Source organism: Pseudarthrobacter sp. MDT1-40-2, from assembly GCF_059383595.1.
On the sequence record NZ_JBWZCL010000002.1, the window covers coordinates 811,857 to 831,574 of the forward strand.

The 19,718-nt window shown below is 65.5% G+C and carries 16 protein-coding genes; 6 read left to right on the forward strand and 10 right to left on the reverse strand.

Going from position 1 to position 19,718, the window contains the following annotated elements:
* Positions 1 to 92 precede the first annotated feature (92 nt).
* From atzF to AC50X5_RS10040, 5 genes are read right to left on the reverse strand one after another with little or no spacing between them, the layout of a single operon-like run.
* A complete protein-coding gene (atzF, locus tag AC50X5_RS10020) occupies positions 93 to 1,964 on the reverse strand; it encodes an allophanate hydrolase (RefSeq protein ID WP_494975919.1) in 1,872 nt (623 codons plus the stop codon).
* A complete protein-coding gene (gene uca / locus AC50X5_RS10025; protein WP_494975920.1) occupies positions 1,961 to 5,692 on the reverse strand; it encodes an urea carboxylase in 3,732 nt (1,243 codons plus the stop codon). The genes atzF and uca overlap by 4 nt, the downstream gene beginning before the upstream one ends.
* Positions 5,689 to 6,366, reverse strand: coding sequence for an urea amidolyase associated protein UAAP2 (locus tag AC50X5_RS10030; RefSeq protein WP_494975921.1), 678 nt, complete (start codon positions 6,364 to 6,366; stop codon positions 5,689 to 5,691). Before AC50X5_RS10030 ends, uca begins: the two co-directional genes overlap by 4 nt.
* Positions 6,363 to 7,241 carry an urea amidolyase associated protein UAAP1 gene (locus AC50X5_RS10035; protein ID WP_494975922.1) on the reverse strand — a complete coding sequence of 293 codons (879 nt, stop codon included), beginning with the start codon at positions 7,239 to 7,241 and terminating at the stop codon, positions 6,363 to 6,365. Before AC50X5_RS10035 ends, AC50X5_RS10030 begins: the two co-directional genes overlap by 4 nt.
* A 58-nt stretch (positions 7,242 to 7,299) precedes the next feature.
* Positions 7,300 to 8,811, reverse strand: coding sequence for an amino acid permease (locus AC50X5_RS10040; protein WP_494975923.1), 1,512 nt, complete (start codon positions 8,809 to 8,811; stop codon positions 7,300 to 7,302).
* A gap of 218 nt (positions 8,812 to 9,029) precedes the next feature.
* Between AC50X5_RS10040 and AC50X5_RS10045 the strand changes: the two genes are divergently transcribed.
* The 4 genes from AC50X5_RS10045 to AC50X5_RS10060 all read left to right on the forward strand — a co-directional run bounded on the left by AC50X5_RS10045 (position 9,030) and on the right by AC50X5_RS10060 (position 12,974).
* Entirely contained in the window at positions 9,030 to 9,713 is a 684-nt protein-coding gene (locus AC50X5_RS10045) for a TetR/AcrR family transcriptional regulator (RefSeq protein WP_494975924.1), read from the forward strand.
* Between the two features lie 105 nt (positions 9,714 to 9,818).
* Positions 9,819 to 10,766, forward strand: coding sequence for a diacylglycerol/lipid kinase family protein (locus tag AC50X5_RS10050; protein ID WP_494975925.1), 948 nt, complete (start codon positions 9,819 to 9,821; stop codon positions 10,764 to 10,766).
* A gap of 71 nt (positions 10,767 to 10,837) precedes the next feature.
* The gene (locus tag AC50X5_RS10055) at positions 10,838 to 11,746 is read left to right on the forward strand and encodes an aldose-1-epimerase (protein WP_494975926.1); all 909 of its coding nucleotides are present in this window, start codon (positions 10,838 to 10,840) and stop codon (positions 11,744 to 11,746) included.
* Between the two features lie 151 nt (positions 11,747 to 11,897).
* Positions 11,898 to 12,974 carry an FUSC family protein gene (locus AC50X5_RS10060; protein ID WP_494975927.1) on the forward strand — a complete coding sequence of 359 codons (1,077 nt, stop codon included), beginning with the start codon at positions 11,898 to 11,900 and terminating at the stop codon, positions 12,972 to 12,974.
* Here AC50X5_RS10060 and AC50X5_RS10065 read toward each other — a convergent pair.
* The 3 genes from AC50X5_RS10065 to purB all read right to left on the reverse strand — a co-directional run bounded on the left by AC50X5_RS10065 (position 12,971) and on the right by purB (position 16,128).
* Positions 12,971 to 13,474, reverse strand: a complete 504-nt coding sequence (locus tag AC50X5_RS10065; protein ID WP_494975928.1) for a GNAT family N-acetyltransferase — start codon at positions 13,472 to 13,474, stop codon at positions 12,971 to 12,973. The genes AC50X5_RS10060 and AC50X5_RS10065 overlap by 4 nt on opposite strands.
* A 391-nt stretch (positions 13,475 to 13,865) precedes the next feature.
* Positions 13,866 to 14,537 (reverse strand): histidine phosphatase family protein, encoded by a 672-nt coding sequence (locus tag AC50X5_RS10070; protein ID WP_494975929.1) that lies wholly within the window; start codon positions 14,535 to 14,537, stop codon positions 13,866 to 13,868.
* A gap of 148 nt (positions 14,538 to 14,685) precedes the next feature.
* Entirely contained in the window at positions 14,686 to 16,128 is a 1,443-nt protein-coding gene (gene purB, locus AC50X5_RS10075; protein ID WP_494975930.1) for an adenylosuccinate lyase, read from the reverse strand.
* A 207-nt stretch (positions 16,129 to 16,335) separates the two neighbouring features.
* Between purB and AC50X5_RS10080 the strand changes: the two genes are divergently transcribed.
* Together AC50X5_RS10080 and AC50X5_RS10085 are read left to right on the forward strand one after the other, a co-directional pair.
* Entirely contained in the window at positions 16,336 to 16,677 is a 342-nt protein-coding gene (locus AC50X5_RS10080; RefSeq protein ID WP_494975931.1) for a hypothetical protein, read from the forward strand.
* A 56-nt stretch (positions 16,678 to 16,733) separates the two neighbouring features.
* The gene (locus AC50X5_RS10085; RefSeq protein WP_494975932.1) at positions 16,734 to 18,077 is read left to right on the forward strand and encodes a hypothetical protein; all 1,344 of its coding nucleotides are present in this window, start codon (positions 16,734 to 16,736) and stop codon (positions 18,075 to 18,077) included.
* Positions 18,078 to 18,099: 22 nt separating this feature from the next.
* Here AC50X5_RS10085 and AC50X5_RS10090 read toward each other — a convergent pair whose 3' ends face one another.
* Together AC50X5_RS10090 and AC50X5_RS10095 are read right to left on the reverse strand one after the other, a co-directional pair.
* Complete coding sequence (locus tag AC50X5_RS10090; protein WP_494975933.1) at positions 18,100 to 18,522, reverse strand: phage holin family protein; 423 nt, start codon at positions 18,520 to 18,522, stop codon at positions 18,100 to 18,102.
* An 82-nt stretch (positions 18,523 to 18,604) separates the two neighbouring features.
* Positions 18,605 to 19,609, reverse strand: coding sequence for a LacI family DNA-binding transcriptional regulator (locus AC50X5_RS10095; protein WP_494975934.1), 1,005 nt, complete (start codon positions 19,607 to 19,609; stop codon positions 18,605 to 18,607).
* Between the last annotated feature and the right edge of the window lie 109 nt (positions 19,610 to 19,718).

Consider the following 19,718-nt stretch of genomic DNA (forward strand, 5'->3'; position numbering starts at 1 on the left):
CTTTCACGGGTTTCCATGCGGCTCCTTCACGAATGATACCCCCTTAGGGTATAAGACTCCCGTAGTGATCTCAAGGCCGTTCGCTCTCGGCATCAGGAGCGGCGGCCCCGGCTGAAGCCCGCCAGCAGCGCCTCCTTGAAGGAAACCCCCTGCTCCGTCCCGCCTTGTGTTGTCGTTGTTGGCGCACCTCCGGATACCGGTGCTGCAGCAATAGCGGCCAGCCAGTCCCCGTAGTGTGTGATGTCCTCACACTGGGATGCTGCCACCGCGTCACAGGCGAAACCGACCGCCGTCGTGCCATCCTCCAGCAGGATCGAACCAAGGAGCATGGGCTCCGGAAGCGCTGCCAGGAACTGTCCCAGGGCTGCATGAGGCAGCAGCCAACGCTCCGCCACGAGCTCCGCACCGTCGTTCGAGCGGAACAGGCCCGGCTTGGGTGGCTGGCTGTCCAACCGCACCATCCGGTACCGCGCGGCCGTGCGCACAGGACCGGCCCAGGCCGCTCCCAGCCTCTCGAGATCACGGGCCAGCGGCTGACCCCGCCGGTGTGCTCCAACTACAACCAGGGGCACGGCGGATGCGCCGGCACGAACCGGCCACGGTACACCGGCGACAACGGAAGCGCCTGCGGCACCGGTGCTGAACAACGACGGCGGAACGGGGGGCGTTTCAATCAACCGGGCAATGTCCGCCGCCACGGCATCGTGGAAGGTCCGCCCCACTACGGTCAGGCCGAACTGGGCTCCGTCCACTTCGCCGGCAGGGACAGCAACAGCGCACAGATCGAACAGGTTGCAGAAGTTGGTGTAGGTTCCCATCCGGGAGTTCACGCCTACCGGATCCGCTGCCACCTCGGCCAGGGTCGGATGCAGCGGAGCAGTCGGGATCACCAGGGCGTCACAACCGTCCAGGCGTGCCAGCGCCTGCCGCTTCAGGTCCTCCAACCGGCCGGTATCAGCAACGTAGCGATGTGCCGGAATGTCCCCGGCGCGGCTGACAATTCCGGCCACCGTGGGATCAAGCCCTGCGGGGTTGCCGGCTGAGTGGTCGGTTGCACCGTGGGCGGATTCGATAAACGCCCCCACTGCGGCATAGCGCTCAGCTACCAGTCCGCCGTTGTACAGCAGCCGCGCAGCCTCGAGGAAAACGTCGAACTCAATTGCTACTGGCTCTACGCCTGACGCCACGAGCCGGCTGATCTGGCGATGAAACTCATCCGCCCAGGCCGGTGACAATTCAGGCAGGTTGGACGGGTAGGCCACCCGCGGCCGGGGCGGTGCGGCGAGGGGTGCATCCGACGGCCACTGGCGCGCGTTTCCGGCCATAACTCCCATGGCCAGTTCTGCGGTCGGCAGGTCCCGGGCAAAGATGGTGACGGCATCCCATGAGCGGCAGGCCGGAACCACGCCGGCCGTGGAGACCACATTCAGGGTGGGCTTGATGCCCACGAGTCCCTGCAGCCCGGCGGGAACGCGGCCCGAACCTGCAGTGTCCGTCCCGATCGCGATGTCCGCCAGGCCCAACGCAACTGCCACTGCCGAACCCGAACTCGATCCTCCGGAGATGCGGTCCGGCCGGCGCGAGTCCCGGACGGCGCCGTGGGGACTCCGGGTGCCCACCAGACCCGTAGCGAATTGGTCCAGGTTGGTAGCTCCCAGAACCAAGGCACCCGCTGCGCGCAGCCGGGCCACCGCTTCCGCGTCCTGCTCGGGCAGATAGGCAAAACCGGGGCAGGCAGCGGTGGTGCTGATGCCTGCAACATCCACGTTGTTTTTTACCGCCAGCAGCAGTCCGGCCAGTGGCAGTTCCTCACCGCTAGCCACCGCGGCATCCACCCGGGCTGCTTCAGCAAGCAGTTGGTCAGCGTCCCGGAGAGTGATCCAGATTTCCGGGCGGTCCACTGCCTCGTTAGCGGCCAGTGCGGCGCGTACGCGTTGGACCGTACGCCCTTCGGTGCCAGTCATACTGTTACTCCAACGCGCTCGACGGCGTCCTCCGCAACCAGTGCCAAAACCACCAAGGCGTCGCCACCCACCACCTGTGAGCCGGCCACGGGCAGTACCTGCTGCACCACGCCGTCACAAGGGGCAACGAGGACCGTTTCCATCTTCATGGCCTCCAGCGATACCAGGGGCTGACCTTGTACTACGACGTCCCCGGGCGCCACATCAACCTTCCACACGCTTGCAGCGAAGGGCGCGGAAACCAGCGTTCCGCCGTCGGGCACTACAAGCTCTTCGGTGACGGAAACCACGGCAGCGGCAGCGTCCGCGCGGTCAAACTCTCCCGCGTCTTCCCAGACCTGGCGCTCGACGGCGAAGGCCGCCGACTGCTTTTCGCGGAATTCTGCGATGGAGACGCTGTTCGCGGCGAGAAAATCCTCATGTTCGGCGAGGGAAAACGTGCCGTCCTGGATCTCCACGCCACGCCCACGTCCTGCCGCCATGTCCGCACGGAGGTCCAGGAGCTCTTCGGGGCTGACCGGGTACCAGGAGATGCGGTCAAAGAAGCGCAACAACCAGGGGGAGCCGGGCTCGAACGGGGCGGAGTCTGCGTAGCGGGACCACACCTGCGTGGTGCGGCCTACAAACTGGTAGCCGCCGGGTCCTTCCATGCCGTAGATGCACATGTAGGCCCCGCCGATTCCAACGGCGTTCTCCGGGGTCCAGGTCCGGGCCGGGTTGTACTTAGTGGTGACCAGGCGGTGGCGTGGATCGAGGGGTGTGGCCACGGGGGCGCCCAGATAGACGTCTCCGAGTCCAAGAACCAGGTACTCGGCGTTGAAGACGGTGTCGAAGACGTCATTGACGGAGTCCAGGCCGTTGATCCGACGGATGAACTCGATGTTCCAGGGGCACCAGGGCGCATCGTCACGGACACCGGTCATGTACCGTTCGATGGCCTCGCGGGTGGCAGGGTCATCCCAGGACAGGGGGAGCCGGACCGTTCGGCTGGGAACCACCAGTTCCGAGCTTGCCGGCAGCGCGGCCTCGATGTCCTGCACAAGCCCCAGCAGCCGGGCGGTGGTCAACACCGACGGGTCAGCCTTGATCTGGAGGGAGCGGATCCCCGGCGTGAGGTCCACGATTCCGGGCAACCTGAGGTCTTGAAGGACCTGGTGCAAAGCGTGCACCCGGGCTCTGAGGCCGAGGTCCAGGACCATGTCACCGTACTCCACCAGCAGGTTGTCATCACCGGAGCGCCGGTAAGTGACAGCAGGCCGGCCGGGACCCTCGGGCACCCGGCCGAGGACGCCGTCGTCGCCATCTCCACGCCGGACCGGCCGGGAGGGCCGGGAAGAGGAAGTGGACGGGCTGAAGTCTGCATCGCCGGGTAGCAGCAGCTGCCGGCCCGGACCAAGGTCCCTGGCCGACGGCGCCTGGCGGGCCTGCACAGGGACGAACCTGACCTTGTCTCCCGGGCGCAGTTGCCCCAGCTTCCAGCGGTCCGCCGTCACTACCGTTACGGGGCAGACAAACCCGCCCAGGCTAGGACCGTCCGGACCCAGAAGGATGGGGGTGTCGCCTGTGAAGTCGAGGGCACCCACGGAGTAGGCAGTGTCGTGGATATTTGACGGGTGCAGGCCTGCTTCGCCGCCGTCCTGGCGGGCCCAGCGGGGCTTGGGGCCGATCAGGCGGACACCGGTCCGCGCCGAGTTGAAGTGCACCTCGTAGCTGGCGGAGTAGAGGTCCTCAATGTCTTCACGGCGGAAGAATTCCGGAGCGCCGTGCGGGCCTTCCACCACAGTCAGCTCCCACTCCGAGGTGAGCGCGGGCCGGCTGTCCGGATTGACCCGGCCAGTGGGACCTGAAGTGGTACCCGTTGGATTTGTTGCGGAGTCCTGTCCCGGCGTCATGGGGACTGCCCGCAGCACGTCGCCACTGCGCAGCACCCTACCCCCGTGGCCGCCAAACTGGCCCAGGGTGAAGGTTGATGCGCTGCCCAGGTACTGGGGCACATCGAGTCCGCCCTTGAACAGGATGTATCCGCGCAGGCCGTGGCCTGTGGCCGTGCCAACGTCCAGGGTGCTTCCTGCGGGTACCGTTACCGGTTCCCAGGCGGGAACGTCTTTCCCATCCACAGTCAGGGCGACCTGGGCGCCGGTGACGCAGACGGTGGTGTTGTGGGTGAAGTGGAGGCTGGGCCCGGTCATGGTGAACTCGAGCCCGGGAGCCCCTTCCGGGTTCCCCAGGGCCTGGTTTCCGAGGCGGAAGGACAGGTCATCCATGGGGCCGCTGGGCGGAACTCCGACTTGCCACAGCCCGGTACGGCCCGGCCAGTCCTGGACTGAGGTCTGGAGCCCGGGGCGGTCCACGGTGATACGGGCCTCGGGATCACCAAGGTCATCGAGCGTTCCGGTGGAGTGCCTGGCGGAGCGGACGACGTCCAATGCAGCCACCGCCCGGAGCATGCCGAGGTTGGTCTCGATGCCGTCGATCCGCGTGGATTTGAGGGCATCGCCAAGGTTATTGAAGGCCTGGTCCCTGGTCTCGCCGGTGGTAATTACCTTGGCCAGGAGGGGATCGTAGTTAGTGGATACTTCGCTGCCCGTTTCCACCCAGGCGTCCACCCGCACCCCGGCCGTGGCGGGGAACGCGGCGTTGGTCACGGTGCCGGAGCTGGGCTGGAAGTTCCGGGCCGGATCCTCCGCATAGAGACGGGCTTCCACGGCGTGGCCGGATAGGGGAATGCTGTCCGGCAGCCCGGCCAGTACGGACTGTGCCTCGGTGCCACCCTGGGCCAGGCGAAGCATCCACTCCACCAGATCGACGCCGGTGATGGCCTCGGTGACGGGATGCTCCACCTGGAGCCGGGCGTTCACTTCCAGGAAGGACGCCTCCTTGCGGACGGGATCGTAGACGAATTCCACCGTGCCGGCAGAGCGGTAGTTCAGGGAGGCGCAGAGGGCACGTGAGCTGCGGTGCAGTTCCTCCCGGAGCTCGTTCGGGAGGTCCGGAGCAGGCGCTTCCTCGACTACCTTTTGGTGGCGGCGCTGCAGGGAGCAGTCGCGGTCCCCCAGGCTCACCACCCGGCCTTCGCCGTCGCCGAAAACCTGGACTTCCACGTGCCGTGCCTGCTCCACGTAGCGTTCGGCGAAGACACCGGCGGTGCTGAAGCTCGCGTTCGCCAACCGTGCCACGCGGGGGTAGCTTTCCGTGAGTTCCTTCTCGGTGCGGCAGACCGTCATGCCGATTCCGCCTCCGCCGCCGGTTGCCTTGAGCATGAGCGGGTAACCGATGCTGCGCGCGGCCAGCACCGCGGCATCGGTATCCGGCAGCAGCCCTGACCCGGCAATCATGGGAACGCCGGCGTCGCGGGCGGCGTCGCGTGCGGTGTGCTTGGTGCCAAAGACCCGCAACTGGTCAGCGGTCGGACCTACGAACACCAGGCCTGCGGCTTCCACGGCCTCGGCAAAATCGGCATCCTCGGAAAGGAAGCCATAGCCCGGGTGGATGGCGCCCGCGCCGGTTGCGGCAGCAGCCGCCAGAAGGGCCTCCACCCTAAGGTAGGACTCCTTCGCAGGCGCCGGCCCCAGGAGGACAGCTCCATCGGCGAGCCGGACGTGGCGGGCACCGCGGTCCGCTTCGGAATACACGGCTATGGTGCGCAGGCCCAGCTCGCGGGCTGTTTCGATGATGCGGCAGGCGATTTCGCCGCGGTTGGCGATCAGCAGGGTGTCGAAGCGGGTCACAGTGCGGCCTCCGGACGGGTAACGATCATGCGGACAGGGGTGGGGTTGAAGCCGTTGCACGGATTGTTGATCTGCGGGCAGTTGGAAACCAGCACCAGCGTGTCCACCTCGGCCCGGAGCGCCACGCGTTTGCCCGGGGCGGACAACCCGTCCACGATGCCCAGGGCACCGTCAGGATCAACCGGCACGTTCATGAACCAGTTGATGTTGGAGACCAGGTCCCGGGCGTCCAGCCCCCAGCGGGAACCTTCGATCAGGAAGTTCTCCACGCAGGCGTGCTGTTCCCGGGTGTGCTGGCCGTAGCGCAGGGTGTTGGACTCCTGGGAGCAGGCGCCGCCGATGGTGTCGTGGACGCCCACCTCGTCCGCCACTACGGTCATCAGCTCGGCATCGGTGTCGGCCCGAAGGACGGAACCGGTGGTGAGCACGATCGAGCGCTGGGCCGCGATGGTTACGGCGGCCGAATAACGCACCGTGGTGTCCGACGCGGCATAAAGCAGGCAATCCACAGCCTGGTTGCCTTCCAGATCCACGATGGTCAGCACGTCCCCGGCCTTCACCACGGCGGACCACGGCCCGCGGGCTTCCACGTACTGGTCCAGCACGACAGCGCCGGGAACCAACGCTGCATCGGTTACGGAGGCTTTGGTCGAGACGAAACTGGTGGTGGTCATCGTGCGTTCCTTGCGGTGAGGTCGTGGTTGGTGTTGTTCAGTGCCTGCCGGTGTTCGGGTGGCAGCGAACCGGTCAGCAGCCCTGCCTCGAGCAGCTCCAGGTCCTCCGGCGCGTGCCAGGCAACTATGTCCACCGCCGTTCCCGTGAACTCCGTCCTGGGGTCAAGCGGATGGGCGGTGTTGGCCAGGACCAGCGTGGTGTCCATCTGGAGCAGCAGCTCGAGGACGGCACCAGGGCCGGCTCCCTCCGCGAAGCGGATGCTGCCGTCCGGATCCACCCTGGTCCCCTTGAACAGCGATATTGACGGCGGAACGTCCCGTGGGCCCATGCCGAGCTTGAGTGCGCCAAGAGTGAGCAGTTCGCGCCCCGCGGGTGAACTGCTGTGTGCAGTCCCGGCACCATAGCGGGCTGCGTTACCTGCCAGGGTGGTGGTACCCGTGAGGGAGTCGTGCGTGGCGGACGTATCGCTGACGATGGTGGCCATCAGCCGCCCCGCGCCCGTGAGTAGCGGATGTCCTGTCCCCAGATAGGCCTGCCACGGAACCTTGACGGTGTCTGCCGTGTTCAGCCGTTCGTGCAGGGCGCCGGTGCGGTAGAGCAGGGCATGGACGCAGGCATCGCCGTGGGTGTCAGTGAGCCGGAGCCGTGTGCCGCGGGCCAGTTGGAGGGTGGTGTAGCGGCCGAACGCTACTGATTCGGCCCATGTGAGGGCTTCTCCTGCCCCGTCCGGCAGGCCGGCGCGGAGCCGTTCCGGTGCCGAAGCGGCGGGAACATGCCGCATGGTCTCCGTGGTGCGGCCGTGCTGCTCCCGCGCGTGGGCCCGGGCACCGGCGGTGGTGGCCGTTGCAGTGGAATTTTCAGTAGCGGTTGTCATGTCAATCCTTGGGAAGAGCGTTGCGTGGGGGTTCGGGCGGGAAGGAATAAGCCGGGGATCAGGCAGCGGCGTTGGTCCTGGCAATGGACCGGCGGACCCAGATGCCAAGGAGGAGGACGGCGCCCACCATCAGCGGGGCGGAGTAGAGGAGCAACCCGTTCTCGCCGGAGGGGTCATAGACCTCAGCCCGGGGCCAGGAAAGGTTGATCACCATGACGGCTCCGTAAAGGACAGCGAGGATGTTGACCGGCAGGCCCCAGCGGCCCAGGGAGAACAAACCTTGCGGCATGGTTTGGCCAACGCGGTCCCAATCGCCTTTGAGCCGGTTGATCAGCTGCGGCACGGTGACCAGCAGGTAGGCAAGGTACACCATCACGATGCAGACGCTGCACAGCGTAGTGAAGAGGGCCGCGTTGCCCACGTTGATGGCGAGTACCCCTACAGCCAGGGCGCCGATGGCGATGGACGGCCACATTGGGGTGCCGCGCTTGGGGTGGACCGAGGAAAGCAGTGCGGAAGCGGGGAGCTTGCCGTCCCGTGCCATGGAGAACACCAGACGGGAACCGGCCGTCTGGATGGCCAAAGTGCAAACGAAGATGGCGACGGCGACGTCAACCAGCAGGACTTTGCCCCAGAAAGTGCCGAGAACTGCTGTCAGGACGTAGGGGAGGCCCTCGGTGGCCAGGCGGCCGTCGTCGAGGCTGGGAGCCGCCATCAGGGCGGTGATGATCATCAAAGCGCCGCCGATGCCGGAGATAATGAGCGCGGACAGGATGGTGCGCGGTGCGGTCCGGCGGGGTGATTTGGTTTCTTCAGAAAGCTCACCTGCTGAGTTGAAGCCCACCATCACATAGGCCGCCATGAGGCCGGAGACCATGAAGGCACCCACGGCTCCCAGATCGGAACCTTCCATGGCGGTGGTGTCCATGACCACGTCAGGTCCACGCTGGGCAGCGGTGATCAGTGCCAGGATGACGGCGATGACGCCGACGATTTCACAGGTGACACCGATCGAATTCACGTGTGACATGAGCTTCACACCCAGTGAGTTGATGACGGTGGTAACCACCAGGAGGACGGCCCCCAGGACTACTGCGTTGGCCGCACCGGTCACCGTGTTGAGGGCGGTGTCGCCGCCCACCAGTTGGAATCCGTCCCACAACTGGGGGAGTACTACCTGCAGGGCGATTGCTGCAGCGGCCGCGGTGACCACCTGGGCCAATGCCATGAACCAGCCGGCGAACCAGCCGACGGTTTCCCCGCCTACTCGCCGGGACCACTGGTAGACGGCGCCGGAGAGCGGGTAGCGGGCGGCGAGTTCTGCAAAGTTCAGCGCCACCAAGAACTGGCCGATCAGCACCACGGGCCAGGTCCAGAAAAAGGCCGGACCGGCAAAGGAATAGCCAAAGGCGAAGAGCTGGAAGATGGTGGTCAGGATCGAGACGAAGGAAAAGCCTGCCGCAAAGGAGGCGTAGCGGCCCAGCTTGCGGTGCAACGAAGGCTCATAGCCAAGCGACGTGAGGTCTGCATCATCCGTGGGGGCGGATGGAGGGAGAACTGTGGATGTCATCGAATACTCCGGGGCTGGGACGGCGTTGGGGGGTGGTGCCTTCCGGCATTGCAGGCGGTGGCGCCGTCGCTGTGGAATACCGGTCAATTGATAGTTTTCCAGCCGGTTATCCCGGAACCGTTTCGCGGATGTAAAAGGTTCGTTGTGGGTAGGTTTCCGGCGTATTTCGGGGACCTCACCGTCGCGTGAAGCCCACGCCATGGTGCAAGAATGATGCCGTGACCTCGATCTCCGCAGGACCCGGACGCCCCCGCAGGCAGCAACAGTCCAGGCCTGGTGCTACTGCCCGGGAAGAAATTCTCGACGCTGCGGCAGAGCTTTTCACCACCCAGGGCTATGCCACTACCTCCACCCGCTCCATAGCCGATGCCGTGGGCATCCGGCAGTCCTCCCTCTACCACCACTTCGGCACCAAGGACGACATCCTCGAGGTGCTGCTTGCCGGCACAGTCGCAGGAGGATTGCAGTTCGCCCGAACTGTTTGTTCTTTGGGGGATTCTCGGGAAGGGATGACCGGGTGGGCTGCCCGGCTGCATGCTGTGGCACTCTACGACGGAACCCAGCTGTGCACGGCACGGTGGAATCTCGGCATTTTGTACAACCTTCCTGAAGCGCGCGGTGAACGGTTCCGGAGTTTCATGGAGAACAGGGCTGAACTACGGAGCCTCTACCGGAGGCTGGGCGAGGAACTTCCCGAAGTGGGTTGGGGAGGTGGCAGCAGCCAGAACGGCGATCTCGCCTTCCGGTTGGTTGAGTCGCTGGTGAACCTTCGCGCTGATGGTCTGGCCACGGCCGATTCTCCGTTGCATGTGGCAGACGCAGGAATAGCCCTGGTGAGCCTGGCGGAGCACTTGCCTGCCATCCGTGACGAAAGCGCGGCACTGATATCCGCCCTGGGGTAAAGCGTGCCACCCGCGGTCCTGTGGAAAGCTCCCGGTACCGAACCAGTCCCGCCGCGTTACGCTATGACGGTAGGCCGCATCAGCGCCCCCGCAGCGAAGGACGACATGACTAATTCAGGATCGATGGCAGCCAGGCGGGCAGCCGTCATTATTAATCCCGCCAAGCCCACCGACGTGGACGTTCACGAGATGGTCAAGCGCCATTCACGGGACAACGGGTGGGGCGAGCCCATGTTCTTCGAAACCACTATCGAGGATCCGGGGCTGGGTCAGGCGCGGAAGGCGATGGAGCAGGGAGCCGACGTCGTTATCGCAGCAGGCGGGGACGGTACCGTCCGTGCCGTTGCTGAGGCAGTAGCTGGAACGGATACCCCGCTGGGATTGGTCCCGATGGGCACCGGAAACCTCTTGGCCCGGAACCTCGGTATGGACGTGACGGATTTCGAGGCTGCCGTTGTAGCTGCGCTGCTGGGCGAGGAACGAAGCATCGACGTCGTCCGGGCGGTTCAGAACGGCAAGGGCGGCGAGGAAGCTGACAAGGTGTTCCTGGTGATGGCCGGGCTGGGGTATGACGCCACCATCATGGCGGACACCGACGAGGAGTTGAAGGACAAGGTGGGCTGGCTGGCCTATGTTGACGCCGGTATCCGGAACCTGCCGGGAAAGCCTGTGAGGGCCACGATTTCCGTTGACGGGCGCCTCGTTGCCCACCGCCGCGTCCGCAGCATCATGGTGGGCAACTGCGGGAAGGTGCAGGGCGGCGTCGAAATTTTCCCGGACGCCAAGGTGGACGACGGGTTGCTGGACGTAGTGATCCTGGCCCCGCGCGGCAGGTTCGGCTGGTTCTCCGTCATCGCCGGAATGATCGTCAAGGGCCGCAGCAAAGATACGTCGGTGGAGTACTACCAGGGTAAAAAGGTTGAGGTGCGCCTGGAACACGGCGAGGACTATCAGCTTGACGGTGACTATGAAGGCAGCAGCAAGCACGTCACCATGACCCTGCAGCAGGCCGCAGTGTCGGTCAGGATGGTTTCCCCCGGCCCTGTCAGTTAACCGTCAGTAACCCCTACCCCACCATTTGCCCCGGCTGAATCCCGGGCAGCATCACGTTGAAAGGAAGAGTCATGCCCAGTGCCACGCCCAATGGAGAGCTGATCACTTTGGAGGCTGGGAGCTACAAGGCAACTCTCGCCAGCGTCGGCGCGGGACTGGTTGGCTTGTCGTACCAGGGCAAGGACATCGTTCTGCCCTTCCCTACAGACCAACTGCCGCCTGCTTATGCCGGAAAGGTGCTCATGCCGTGGCCGAACCGGGTGACCGGCGGTGCCTACAGCTTCGGCGGGCAACGCTATGAACTCCCGGTGAATGAGGCTGCTACCGGCAGCGCGCTGCATGGGCTTGCGTTGTGGAACGACTGGCAGGTTGAGCAGCGCTCCGACACCGAAGTGGTGTTCACGCATCTGCTGCACGGCGAACCCGGTTACCCGTTCCAGCTGGCGCTCTCGGCGCGCTACTCCCTGGACGCTGACACAGGACTGCACATAGAGCTGGGTGCTGCCAACAGCGGCGCTGCCCCGGCGCCTTATGGCTGCAGCTCCCACCCTTACATCACCGTAGGCGGGGAGGACGTGGCCAATTGTGAGCTAAGCTTCCGGGCCGGCAAGGTGCTCCTGACGGACGAGGCGCTGCAGCCGACTGAACTTCTCGACACCCGGGGTACGGAGTTCGACTTCTCCGGACCCCGGTTGCTGGCTTCCCAGTCCCTCGACCACGCCTATACTGCCCTTTCCGAGGGGACCTGGGACGTCACGCTCCGTAACCCAGCCCTGAAGCTCGCAGCTGTGGTGGAAGCCAGCGGAACCGACGCCCCCTGGGTACAGATTTACTCAGGAGAGCTGCGGGGCCGGAAGGGGCTTGCTGTTGAGCCGATGACGTGCCCGCCGGCCGCCTTCAACTCCGGCCAGGACCTGATCGTCCTCGCACCGGGCCAGTCGCATTCCCTCACGTTCCGGATCCACGCTGTAGAGGGCTAGGGCCGGGGCAACTGTAAAGCCGCCGTTCCCCGGGCGTCACGATCTTGCTCACGTTGAGGCGGTTTTTGGCGGGAACGGCGCGGCTCCGGGCATAGAATCCGGAAGGACGACGGCGTCCGCAGCACCTGTCCCGCCGCCCCGAAAGGCTCCCGTGAAAGTCCTTGCCGATCTTTTTGCCATGGCTCCCGGCAATAAGGACCACCACCCGGCTCTCCGTTGCGCAATTGGCGTGTTCGTCCCGTTGACCACGCTGGTGTTGTTGGGACGGGTAGACCTGGCCATTTTTGCCTCCTTCGGGGCCTTCACCGGAATATACGGGCGCGGCGAACAGCACGGCCCCCGGCTTGTTTACCAGCTCAGGGCCGGTGGCCTGATGCTGGCCGTGATCCTGATGGGGGCGCTCACCGCCAGGACGGGACCGGCTTGGGCCATGAGTGCGGAACAGCACATGTGGCTGGTGGTCGCGGCAACCACCGTGGTGGCCGGTGGCTGTTCCGTAGCCATCTCGCTGTGGCGCATCCGCCCGGCCGGGTCCCTGTTCCACATCTTCGCGTTTGCCGCCATTGCCTCCATTCCCGGTCAGCCGCCACTTTGGCAGGGCATGCTCGTCTCCGTCCTGACCGTGCTGTTGTGCCTGCTGATCGGGTTCTCCTCCCGGGTGCTGCCGAGCCGGCGGACGCAGTGGCGGCTGCCGCCTCCCATCCGGCACACCGAAGGCGAGCGGCGCGCCGCCTGGCTGGAGGGTGCCGGCTACATGGTGGCAGCGGGGTTAGCGGGTTCGCTGGCCACACTTGCCGGGCAACGACTGGGCTTCGGCCACAACTACTGGGCCATGGTGGCGGCCGTGGTTCCGCTGGTGGGCCACAGCACCCGTCACCGGGTCAGCCGCGGCATTCAAAGAATTTTGGGAACCGTGATTGGCCTGGTGATACTCGCCGGCGTCCTGCTGCTTGATCTCCAACCATGGCAAACGGTTCTGATGATGGCTCTTTGCCAGTTTGGTGTGGAACTGTTCATCATCCGGCAGTACCTGGTGGCGCAGATATTTGTCACGCCCCTGGCTTTGAGCGCGACGCTTCTGGCCGGTTCGGCCGCCCCCGGCAGTCTGCTGCGGGACCGGATCGTGGAGACGGTGATCGGCGCTGCCGTGGGGATCGCCGTCGTCCTCTCGCCTGCGGTGCTTGCCCGCCTTCGGGCACGGCGGCATCAGCACAAATTACGGGGCTAGGCCATGGCGGTGTACGCGGCGCTGTGCGAGTTGATGGTCTTCGCGTAGCAGCGCGACTGCGGGCTGTCCGAGTATGGGCCGAACGCTGGTATCTCCGCGAATCCTGAGTGCTTGTAGAAGGTGTGTCCGTCCGGCTGGGCTGAGCCCGCTTCCGCCGTGATCCTGGTGATTCCCTGCTTGTATGCCTCTGCCTCAAGCGCTGCCAGGATGGAACTCGCCACTCCTGAGCCGCGCGCGTACGGGATCACATAGAGCCGTTTTATCTCCGCGGTTTGCGCGTCCAGGAGCCGTAAACCGCCACACCCCACGGGGTTGCCGGAGCTCTTTTCGTAGGCCACCAGGAATACGGCACAATCAGCGCCCGACGGCGGATTGCCGGGTTCGTGGTCCAGGGAACCGAAGCGGGCGTCCAGTTCGGCCTGCTGGGCTTTCCGAAGGTCCGCACCCACCGGATTCGACCAGGGGACCTGCCTGATGTTCAGCCGGGGATTGGTCTGCATGACTGCCTCGATTCGCTCGGTTCACCGAAGGGGTATGCCGAGTAAGCCTAGATTTGCGCGGTTACGGCGGTGTTTCCACTCGGTAAGGGCTTCGAGAATTTGTGGTCCCGGGGTGAATAGTATGTATGCTTACTATCGGAAAAATGCCCAATGAAGCGTAAGGAATGTGTGCCATGACCCTGGTCAATGAAAGAGCAAGCATGGATTCCTGGTTCGTCGCAGGCGACCGCGCAGGCCATGCACCTGTCCACTGCGGAACGCCTATGGAGTTTGCCCGGCCCTCCCTCGGGAAGCGCAGCGACGTGATTGTTGGCTACACTTTCGAACGGCGGGAAGGACACGTCACGTTGCCCCCGGTGTGGCGTTGTGCCTGCGGCTTCCAGCTGGACGCTCAGGCCTCCCGGCCCGTGGGATCCATGGCCGTGGGATCAGCAAATGCCAGGCCGCCAATGGGGCTGCCATCCCAGTGAACCAGCTGCCAGCCGGCGTCAGGGTCGCCTTCAAGGATCACGATGCCGGTGTTCAGCAGAACGTGCTGGACGGCGAAGTCGTGGTTCACCCCCCTGGCGCGGGCGCCCGACCAGCAACGGATGGCGGCCCCGTGGCTGACCACCGCAACAGCGGCTGAGTCTTCCAAGGCTGCGGCGTCCCGGGCGATTCCGGCGATGGCGGCGTCGAAACGCTCGAAAAACTCGTGGCCATTGGGTCCGGCAGGCATCCGCTGGTCCAGGTCTCCGGCCGTCCATGCGAAAACTGTGCCCAGATAGCGGGCATGTGACTCGTGGTCAGTCAGCTTTTCCAGGGCGCCTGCCTCGATCTCGTGCAGCCCGTCCACGATCCGGGTTTCCAGGCCCAGCGACTTTCCCAGCGGGGCGGCCGTGACTTGGGTGCGCAGCAGGGTGGAGGCATACAACGCAGCGATGTTTTCGCCGGCAAGGGAACGGGGCAGGGCCTCCGCCTGGCGTTGACCCAGCTCAGTCAGTCCCGGACCAGGATGCGCCGTGTCCAGCTGGCCAAGTACGTTACCGGGAGTTTGTCCGTGACGGATCAGCAGCAGCCTCATGGGTCCAGTTTCGCATGCCCGGCTGCAAGCAGGATCCAGTCAGGGGCCCGCCGGGGTAGCTGCCCGGCAGACCCCAGGGAAACAGAAGGCGCCGGCCCCACAGGAGCCCGGCGCCGCCGTCGTGATGATTCTTTTGCTGCGGGGAACCCTACTTGAGGTGGCTTACCAGCTGGTCCGCGATGCCCGTGTACTTGCCCGGCGTCAGCGCGAGCAGGCGGGCTTCGGCCTCCGGCGAGAGCCCCAGGCTCTGGACGAATTCCTGCATGCGCTCAGCATCCACGCGCTGTCCGCGGGTCAGGTCCTTCAGGCGCTCGTACGGGTTTTCCATACCTTCGACACCGGCAATCGCCTCCGCGCGCATGACCATCTGGATGGCCTCGCCCAACACTTCCCAGTTGGTGTCCAGGTCAGCGGCCAGCACGTCTTCGGCAACGTCGAGGCGGTCCAGGCCCTTGGCCACGTTGGAGATGGCAAGCAGGGAGTGGCCGAAGGCAACGCCGATGTTGCGCTGGCTGGAGGAGTCCGTAAGGTCCCGCTGCCAACGCGAAGTCACCAGGGTAGCGCCCAGGGTATCGAGCAGACCGTTGGAGATCTCCAGGTTTGCCTCGGCGTTTTCGAAGCGGATGGGGTTTACCTTGTGCGGCATGGTGGAAGAACCGGTGGCGCCCGCCACGGGGATTTGCGCGAAGTAGCCGATGGAGATGTAGCTCCAAATGTCCGTGCACACGTTGTGCAGGATCCGGTTGAAGCGGGCCACATCCGCGTAGAGCTCAGCCTGCCAGTCGTGGCTTTCGATCTGCGTGGTGAGCGGGTTCCAGGAGAGCCCCAGGCCCTCGACGAAGGACCTGGAAACCTGCTGCCAGTCCGCTCCGGGAACGGAGGCAACATGCGCTGCATACGTACCCGTGGCGCCGTTGATCTTGCCCAGGTACTCGGTCCTGGCGATCCGGTCCAGCTGGCGGGTCAGGCGGTGGGCGATCACCGCCAGTTCCTTGCCCAAGGTGGTGGGCGTGGCGGGCTGGCCGTGCGTGCGGGACAGCATGGGAACGGCGCGGTTATCCTCCGCCATCTTGCTGATCTGCTCCACCAGTGCACGGGCTGCAGGCAGCCACACGTCCTCCACAGCGCCCTTGACGCCCAGCGCATAGGAAAGGTTGTTGATGTCTTCGGAGGTGCAGCCGAAGTGCACCATGGCCGTCAGGTTTTCGACGCCGATGGCCGGCAGGCGGCGGCCGATGTAGTACTCCACGGCCTTGACGTCGTGGACGGTGACGGCTTCGATCTCGGCCAGTTCACGCACTGACGCGGCATCGAATTCGGTGACGATGGAACGCAGCTGTTCCTGCTGTTCCGAAGTGAGCGGATCGGCGCCAGGGAGGACGTTGTTGCTGGTCAAGTGGATGAGCCACTCAACCTCGACGGCGACCCGGTCCCGGTTGAGTGCCGCCTCTGACAAATAGTCGACAAGCGGCGCGACGGCGGACTGGTACCTGCCGTCCAAGGGGCCAAGAGCGATCTGTTCCGGGGAAGCGGCGAGGGCCAGGCGTCCGGAGGGCGTGCGGGTGTCAGCTGTGGCGGCAGTTTCAGGCATGAAGCGATTCTTTCATGAACACCGGCCGGCCCTTAAGCGGTGGCTGCGTATGACCTTTCCGCCACAGCATCGCTCCGCTGCCGTTCTTGCCCGGGCTGGTGCCGTTGTCCACATAACGCGGCGTGAGCTGCCGTTCGCCGGACGTGCTGCGTAGCGTCGGTTCCGGCAGAGAAGTTGTTGAGGCGTGGGGATGCAGGGAGGTAAAACGTGGACGGATGGCCGGGCATGGGCGGAGTGGGAGGAGCCCCTGGAGTAGATGACTTGGGCGGTGCGGATCGCGGTGAGCGGTCAGGGCAGCTGCGGCTCCTGGCGGGGCGGATTGGTCAATGCGGGGACGACGGCGAACGCATCGTGGCCGGGCTGCGCCACGTCCAGTTGCTGGACTGGCAGTCACCGGCCGGGCGGGCTTACCGCAACAGTCTGGCCAGGCACTGCGAAGCCTTGTCGCTGGCGGGACACACTCTCCATTCCGCCCGGGCCGCGGTCACCAGGCATGCAGAGGCCGTTGCGGATCAGGAAACCCGGGGCGGTGTCCCATGGTGGACCTAAGGGACCTTGAACCTGGACAGGTCGGCCAGCTCCGGGTCCGTGGGGGCGTAGGCGGCATGACTTTCCAGCTTGAGGAACTGTTGGACGGGGCGCGGCGGCTTGAGCTGTTTTCCGCGGAATTGAGGAACATCGAAACCCGGCTGCAAGGGGCGCAGGGGAGTCTGTTCTCCTACCAGTTGGATACACCGGCAACCGGTTCGGCCGCCGTGATGGCCGTCCGGCGTGCACTCTCGGAAATGACTGCGGTCCGTTCCGGTCTGGAGGACATCAGCGGAGGTGTCCGGGCGGCACACCGCGATTATGAATACAACGAGGCCATGACTGCCCTGCAGCGCACCTTGGGACCCTTCAGTCCGCTGTCCGACGGACCCATCGAAGGGCTCCTGGACTTGTGGCCGCCAAGCCGCGAAGCCACGGAGTCCCTGGTGGGAAGTGCGCCGGTGGCGTTGGGGCTCTTGCTGCTGGGGCTGCCCCGGAAAGAGGCCTTTAGGGTACTCGCCGCCCATGTGGCGGCCGGCCGCAGTGCCTCGGATGTCCGCAGCCTGGTCCGGTTCGTGGCTGAGTCCTATGGCTCCCGCTATCGGCCGAGGGCGATCACGGCCAGTGCCGGACCCGCCCATCGGATCGTGTTGGACGCCAGTCCTGCCGGACTGTTGGAGCGCGCCCGGCAGCTGGAGGACGAGCCCGGCGCCGCGGTGGAGGTGATCAGGGTGGAGGGCGGGGACGAACCGGCCTACATCGTGATCGTCCCCGGCACCCGCAGCGTCGAGGCCGGCGGCAGTGATCCTTTCGATGCCGCCGGGATAGTTGAAGGCTTGGGGTACGACTCCGCTGAGACGGCGGCGGCAATCCGGGACGGGCTACATGCCGCGGGCGCAACCCAGGGCAGCCACGTGGTGGCGGTCGGCTACAGCCAGGGCGGGATCCATGCCATGAACCTGGCCCGGAACCAGGCCTTCCTGGACGAGTTCGAGCTCAAATATGTCCTGACCGCAGGTTCCCCTGTTGGCGGGGTGGAGGCTGTTCCGGAAATAAGCAGCCTGCACCTGGAGCACCGGCAGGACTGGGTGCCGGGCAGCGACGGCATGCCAGGCCCGGATGCCAGGAATCGGGTGACTGTCACGCTCACCGGACACGCAGAGACCCCGGAAGGAGAGGAGTTCGGGCTGGGGCCCGGCCACTCGCTGGAAAACTACCGGGATGGTGCGGCCGAACTCCCTGGCAGCGCGGATCCGTCGCTCGTCGAATCTCTGGGCCTGCTGGGCAGCGTCGTGGGCGTGGGTGGCCTCGCGACCGCCACGAAAGTGGGGCTGACCCGGGTGCCGGAGCCTGCCCGCCAACCTCCGCCGTTACCGCAGCGCACCTCTGACCGGCCGCCGGAACGGATACGCGGCCGCTAGCTCTGGCGGGCCGGTCCGGTGGTCAGCGCTTGCCCGGAAGCAGCCCTGACACCAGCGAGATGAGGGAGATGATGATGGCGCCCAGGATGGCCGTCCAGAAGAAGGAGTCGATGGTGAAGTGGATGGGCGTGTAGCTGCTGATCCAGGCCGTGAGGTACAGCATGGCGGCATTGATGATCACCGTGAACAGGCCCAGCGTGAGGATGGTGATGGGCAGCGACAGCAAGCTGACCAGCGGCCTCACAAACGCGTTAACCACTCCGAAAATCAGGCCGATAAAGAGGTAAGCCAGGATGACCCCGATGACGTCGGTGCCCTCCGTGACTCCGGAGTTGGCCACCGCATTACTGGTGGCGCTGCTGGATATGTCCATCCCCGGCAGCAGCCAGCTGGCCACCCAGAGGGCAAGACCGTTGATCAGGACCCGAACGACGAATGAGCGCATGCGCCCATGCTGCCATACCGTGGCCGCGGCCCGGGCTCCGGTTGGGAAGGGGCGGGCTCAGCTGTCCCCGGCATCAGGAGTATCAGGAAGCGGGGCCTACCGATTCGCGCCAAATGATGCGGTTGAGGGGAGCGGGGGACGGGACGAACGCTTCGCCGCGGATAACAGCCACCAGCCGGCGCAGGGAGTCGGCTCCGATCCGTTCCAGGTCCACGTCAACGGTGGACATGGACGGTGCCAGGTACTCCGCCACCTCCAGGTTGTCCCAACCCGTCACGCTGATATCCTCCGGAACGCGCCAGCCGCGCATCAACGCGCCACGGACTACGCCTGCGGCCACCACATCGTTGGCGGCTATAACGGCTGTGGGTTGCCGGCCTTCAGCAAGGGCCAGCATGGCTTCCATCCCTGACCTTGCGCTCCAGTTGCCCTCCACCGCGCCGGCGGACTCCAAGCCCAGCCGCTCGATAGTTTCCAGGTAAACCTGCCGGCGTGCCCGGGCGGAGGCGAACTGCCCCGGTCCACCTACATGCAGGAAACGCCGGTGCCCCAGACCGGCCAGGTGCTCCATCATTTCCGCTACCGGAGAAGCGTCTGCCAGCGCTCCGATACCGCGCATCTCGTCGTCGAAATCAGCGGAGACCACGATGGCAGCGCCCGCCGGGAGGCTGCTTCCTATGCCTTCGGCAAGAGGCGCCAGCGAAAGGATTCCTTCAACCTGTCCGGAATCGGCAAGCTCGAGCATCCGCTCCGTCCTGGACGCCGCATCGGGAAGGCTCAGGATTTCCAGGACAAAGCCGGCGTCATGGGCAGCAGCGCTGGCACCGGCCAACATCCGTGCCGGACTGTACGTGGCGGCAGGCAGCAGCACTGCCAGGCGGCCGGTGCGCCGGGTACGCATGGAACGGGCTACCAGGTTGGGCCGGTAGTTCAACTCTTCGATGGCGGCGCGTACGCGCTCGCGGGTGGGCGGCTTCATGCCCGCATCGGAGCGCAGGTAGCGGGACACGGTCTGATGGGAGACTCCCGCGGCCTTGGCTACTTCCATGATGGTGGGCCGCCGGGAAGGGCTGCCGGGCTTTTCCATCGTGCCGCCTCTCCCGCCGCCGCCGTCACTGAGTTGATGAACGTTCACCACGTTAGCAGCGGTGGAGGCCCCGGCAGTCGGGACAGCCGGACCATACCGATAGGGGAAT